This window comes from uncultured Ralstonia sp., from assembly GCA_913056305.1.
GTDB lineage: Bacteria > Pseudomonadota > Gammaproteobacteria > Burkholderiales > Burkholderiaceae > Ralstonia.
This window is the reverse complement of record CAJXMR010000292.1, coordinates 1-4,854: the sequence shown is the minus strand read 5'-3', so window position 1 is coordinate 4,854 and position 4,854 is coordinate 1. Positions and strand designations below refer to the sequence as shown.

Annotated in this window: 4 protein-coding genes; 3 read left to right on the top strand and 1 reads right to left on the bottom strand. The window is 66.6% G+C overall.

Features of this window, described 5'->3' with window-relative positions; all coding sequences use genetic code 11:
- The first annotated feature begins 262 nt into the window (after positions 1-262).
- Complete coding sequence (locus tag QZ609_RS24665) at positions 263-2,671, top strand: penicillin-binding protein 1A (RefSeq protein WP_295500514.1); 2,409 nt, start codon at positions 263-265, stop codon at positions 2,669-2,671.
- A 70-nt stretch (positions 2,672-2,741) separates the two neighbouring features.
- Here QZ609_RS24665 and cyaY read toward each other — a convergent pair whose 3' ends face one another.
- Positions 2,742-3,083, bottom strand: a complete 342-nt coding sequence (gene cyaY, locus QZ609_RS24660) for an iron donor protein CyaY (RefSeq protein ID WP_295500511.1) — start codon at positions 3,081-3,083, stop codon at positions 2,742-2,744.
- 127 nt (positions 3,084-3,210) lie between these two features.
- Here cyaY and QZ609_RS24655 point away from each other — a divergent pair, with 127 nt between their 5' ends.
- Positions 3,211-3,441 (top strand): lipoprotein, encoded by a 231-nt coding sequence (locus tag QZ609_RS24655; protein WP_295500509.1) that lies wholly within the window; start codon positions 3,211-3,213, stop codon positions 3,439-3,441.
- Positions 3,442-3,498: 57 nt separating this feature from the next.
- A complete protein-coding gene (gene lysA, locus QZ609_RS24650) occupies positions 3,499-4,758 on the top strand; it encodes a diaminopimelate decarboxylase (RefSeq protein WP_295500506.1) in 1,260 nt (419 codons plus the stop codon).
- The last annotated feature ends 96 nt before the right edge of the window (positions 4,759-4,854 follow it).

Sequence of the window (4,854 nt, the reverse complement as noted above, 5' to 3'; positions counted from 1 at the left end):
GTTGTCAAAACCCCACGGTCGGGGGATACCCCTTTCGTCTGACTTGATTTCCGCTTCGTCTACTTCTAACGGCGGATTCCACACGGGCTTGAACTTTGGGTCGCACAGGGCACAAAGCGCAGGCCGATCGTGCGGCGCGGTGCACAAAAGTGCAGCCTCTGCGCAGGGCGTGACACTGGTTACGCGCTGTTACGCCCCCGCCGTCCGGCCCCCGCGCATCCCGACGATATAATCGCCGCCACGCTGACAGACACCCCTTGTAATGGCTACTGCCCAAACCACCCCCGCTACGCCCAAGCCGCCCAAAGCCCGCCGCCCGCTGTGGGCGCGCCTGCTCCTCTGGATGTTCGGCTTGTTCGTTGCCATGGGGGTCGTCGGTGCGCTGCTGCTGGGCTATGCCTTGCTGGTGGCCGCGCCCAACCTGCCGTCGCTCGACGCGATCACTGATTACCGGCCGAAGATCCCGCTGCGCGTCTTCACCGCCGACAACGTCCTGATCGGCGAATTCGGCGAGGAGCGCCGCAGCTTCGTGCCAATCGCGCAGATGCCCGACGTGATGAAGCGCGCCGTGCTGGCCATCGAGGACGACCGCTTCTACGAGCACGGCGGCGTTGACTTCGTGGGCGTGCTGCGCGCGGGGCTGGCCAACCTGCGCGGCGGCATGTCGCAGGGGGCGTCGACCATCACCATGCAGGTGGCGCGCAACTTCTTCCTCTCCAGCGAGAAGACCTACACGCGCAAGATCTACGAGATGCTGCTCTCGTACAAGATCGAGGCGAGCCTGTCGAAGGACCAGATCCTCGAGCTCTACATGAACCAGATCTATCTCGGCCAGCGCGCGTACGGCTTCGCCAGCGCCGAGCAGATCTACTTCGGCAAGAACATCAAGGACATCACCCTGGCCGAGGCCGCTATGCTGGCCGGCCTGCCTAAGGCGCCGTCAGCCTACAACCCGGTGGTGAACCCCAAGCGCGCCAAGATCCGCCAGGAGTACATCCTGCAGCGCATGCGCGACCTGCACTACATCACGCCCGAGCAGTACGACCAGGCCATCCACGAGCAGCTGCCGATCCGCGGCGAAGGCCATGAGTTCGACGTGCATGCCGAATACGTGGCCGAAATGGTGCGCCAGCTGATGTACGCGCAGTATCACGAAGAAACCTACACGCGCGGCCTGAACGTCTACACCACATTGCGCCACGGCGACCAGGACGTCGCCTATGAATCGGTGCGCCGCGGCATCCTCGACTACGAACGCCGCCACGGCTACCGTGGCCCGGAGGCCTTCATCGACCTGCCTGCCGACGCCGACGAGCGTGAGCAGGCCATCGACGACGCGCTGGTCGAGCACCCCGGCAGCGACGACCTGCAATCGGCCGTGGTGGTGAGCGTGGCGCCCAAGCTGGTGCGCGCGACCATGCTCTCCGGCGAGACCATCGACCTCGCCGGCGACGGCCTGAAGTTCGCCCAGGCCGCGCTGTCGGCCAACGCGCAGCCGAAGATCAAGCTGCGCCCGGGCGCGGTGATCCGCGTGATCCACGACGCCAAGACGCAGAAGTGGTCGATCACGCAGCTGCCGGAAGTGGCCTCGGGCTTCGTCTCGCTCGACCCGCAGACGGGTGCGATCTACTCGATGGTCGGCGGCTTCGACTTCAACCGCAGCAAGTTCAACCACGTCACGCAGGCCTGGCGCCAGCCGGGCTCGAGCTTCAAGCCGTTCATCTACTCGGCGGCGGTCGACAAGGGCTTCTCGCCGTCGACGGTCATCAACGATGCGCCGCTGTCGATCCCGACCGGCGACACCGGCGGCCAGGTGTGGGAGCCGAAGAACTACGGCGGCGGTTACGACGGCCCGATGACGATGCGCCGTGCGCTGCAGAAGTCGAAGAACCTCGTTTCCGTGCGCATCTTGCGCACCATCGGCACGCAGTACGCGCAGCAGTACATCACCCGCTTCGGCTTCGAGGCCGACAAGCACCCGGCCTACCTGCCGATGGCGCTGGGCGCGGGCTCGGTGACGGTGCTGCAGATGGCCGGCGCCTACTCGGTGTTTGCCAACGGCGGCTACCGCGTCAACCCGTACATCATCGACCGCGTGACCGACGCGCGCGGCACGGTCCTGCAGCAAAGCCACCCGATGACCGCCGGCCAGGACGCCGTACGCGTGATCGACCCGCGCAACGACTTCATCATGGATTCGCTGCTGCGCGGCGTGGTGTCGGGCGGCACCGGCTACCTGGCCAAGCAGAAGCTCGGCCGCAACGACATGGCGGGCAAGACCGGCACCACCAACGAGTCGTTCGACGCTTGGTTCTGCGGCTATACGCCCAAGCTGGTCGGCGTGGCCTGGTTTGGCTACGACAACCCGCGCAGCCTGGGCGACCGCGAAACCGGTGGCGGCCTGGCCCTGCCGATCTGGATCAACTACATGAGCTATGCCCTGAAAGGCCAGCCCGAGACTGAGCGCCAGCCGCCCGAAGGCGTGGTGCAGATGGCAGGCGACTGGGCCTACGAGGAATACGCCAACGGCCAGGGCATCGCCTCGGTGGGCTTGGGCGACGCCATGCCGGGCGCATCGGCGCCGGCCGGCGAACAATCGCCGGGCATCAACCTGGCGCCGACGCCGGAGCAGGAGAAGCAGAAGGTTCTCGACATGTTCCGCGGCAACTAAGTCGCGCCGACAACGAAAAAGCCGCCCAGACCGGGCGGCTTTTCTTTTGTGCGTCAGGTGCGTGCGGCGCTCAGTTGGCGGCCAGTGTCACATCGACTTCGCACTGCTGGCTCACATAGCGCGACAAGGCGACATACAGCTCCTCGCCGCTGCGCGTATCGACCCAGCGGCCATCGTTGCGGCGGAAGTGGAAGCCGCCCGCGCGCGCCGCCACCCACAGCTCCTGCATCGGCGCCTGGCTGTTGATGATGATCTTCGAGCCGTCGTCGAATTCGAGCGTCAGCACGTTGCCGACGCGGCCGACTTCGATGTCGGCATCCGCCTCACCGGCGGCGATCTCGACAATGCTTTCGATACGGTCCAGCTCGGCCTCGGCCAACGCCAGGAACTCCGATTCGGTGAGGGGGGGCATGCTACACTCCAAAATCTTGCGCGGGCGCTGCGTGGCGGCCATTTCCGGCCAGTTTGCGCCTCGCCCCATGTGACTCCGATCGCCGCAAGGTCGCACCCTTGGGCATCCTTTTGCGCACCATCATCCGATGATACGAACCGCCGCCATTGTAGCCACTGTCGGCCTGACCCTGACGGCCGCAGGTCTATCCGGCTGCGGGATCCGTGGGCCGCTGTACCTGCCCAAGGTGCCATCTGCACCGACGGCGCCGACCACGACCGACCCCGGCATCGCCGGCCCGAACGCCGTGCCGCAACCACCGGTGCCGGGCGCCAAACCCGCCGCGGATGCCGCCAGCGCGGTGCCCGCCAATCGCTGATCCACCCTGCCTCTCAACCGGCGCCGCCCAACCTGGCGCCCTGACTGTTCCCCGCTCATGTCCGAGTCCCTGATCCGCCAGGACGGCGCCCTGATGATCGAAGGCGTCGCGCTCGACGCGATTGCCGCGCAGTTCGGCACGCCCACCTATGTGTATTCGCGCGCCGCGCTCACGGCCAACTATCGCGCCTATGCGGCCGCGTGCGAAGACCGCAACGCCCATGTGCAGTACGCCGTGAAAGCCAACTCGAACCTGGCCGTGCTGCAGGTGTTTGCGCAGCTCGGCGCGGGCTTCGACATCGTCTCGGCCGGCGAGCTCAAGCGCGTGCTGGCCGCCGGCGCGCCGGCTTCGAAAGTGGTGTTCTCGGGCGTGGGCAAGAGCGCGGACGAGATGCGCTTCGCCCTGGAAGTCGGCGTGGCGTGCTTCAACGTCGAGTCGATCCCTGAACTGCACCGCCTGAACGAGGTGGCCGCGTCGTGCGCGAAGACCGCGCCGGTGTCGCTGCGCATCAATCCGGACGTGGACGCCAAGACGCACCCGTACATCTCCACCGGTCTGAAGGGCAACAAGTTCGGCGTGGCCTTTGACGAGGTGCTGCCGACCTACCGCGCCGCTGCCGCCATGGCCAACCTGCGCGTGGTCGGCATCGACTGCCATATCGGCTCGCAGATCACCGAGGTGTCGCCGTACCTCGATGCGCTGGACAAGGTGCTCGACGTGGTGGCCAAGCTCGACGCCGAGGGCATCCGCCTGTCGCACATCGACGTGGGTGGCGGCCTGGGCATCACCTACACCGACGAGACGCCGCCGGACATCACGGCGTTTGCCCGCACGCTGTTGGACCGCGTCGAGCAGCGCGGCTTCGGTGATCGCACCGTGCTGTTCGAGCCGGGCCGCTCGCTGGTCGGCAACGCAGGGCTGCTGCTGACGCGCGTGGAGTTCCTCAAGCCCGGCGCGGCCAAGAACTTCTGCATCGTCGATGCGGCGATGAACGACCTGGCACGCCCGGCGATGTACGAGGCGTACCACCACATCGTGCCGGTGCGCGAAGGCGAGAGCGCCCCCGTCGTCTACGACGTGGTCGGCCCGGTGTGCGAATCGGGCGACTGGCTCGGCCGCGATCGTGCGCTGGCCGTGCAGGCGGGCGACCTGCTGGCGATCCTGTCGGCGGGTGCGTATGGCTTCACGATGAGCTCGAACTACAACACGCGCAATCGTGCGGCCGAGGTCATCGTCGATGGCGACAAGATGCACCTGGTACGCGAGCGCGAGCGCTTCGAAGACCAGATCCGCGGCGAGCATCTGCTGCCGGCGTAAGCGCGCGTCGTCACGAAGAAAAGAGAAAGGCCGCGAACTTCGCGGCCTTAATGAGATGGTCACCCCCACCCTACGAGCGGGTAACGCTGGTAGGGT

Coding starts and splice junctions, on each gene's coding strand:
- QZ609_RS24665 (WP_295500514.1), top strand. CDS start 263: ATGGCTACTGCCCAAACCACCCCCGCTACGCCCAAGCCGCCCAAAGCC.
- cyaY (WP_295500511.1), bottom strand. CDS start 3,083: ATGCCCCCCCTCACCGAATCGGAGTTCCTGGCGTTGGCCGAGGCCGAG.
- QZ609_RS24655 (WP_295500509.1), top strand. CDS start 3,211: ATGATACGAACCGCCGCCATTGTAGCCACTGTCGGCCTGACCCTGACG.
- lysA (WP_295500506.1), top strand. CDS start 3,499: ATGTCCGAGTCCCTGATCCGCCAGGACGGCGCCCTGATGATCGAAGGC.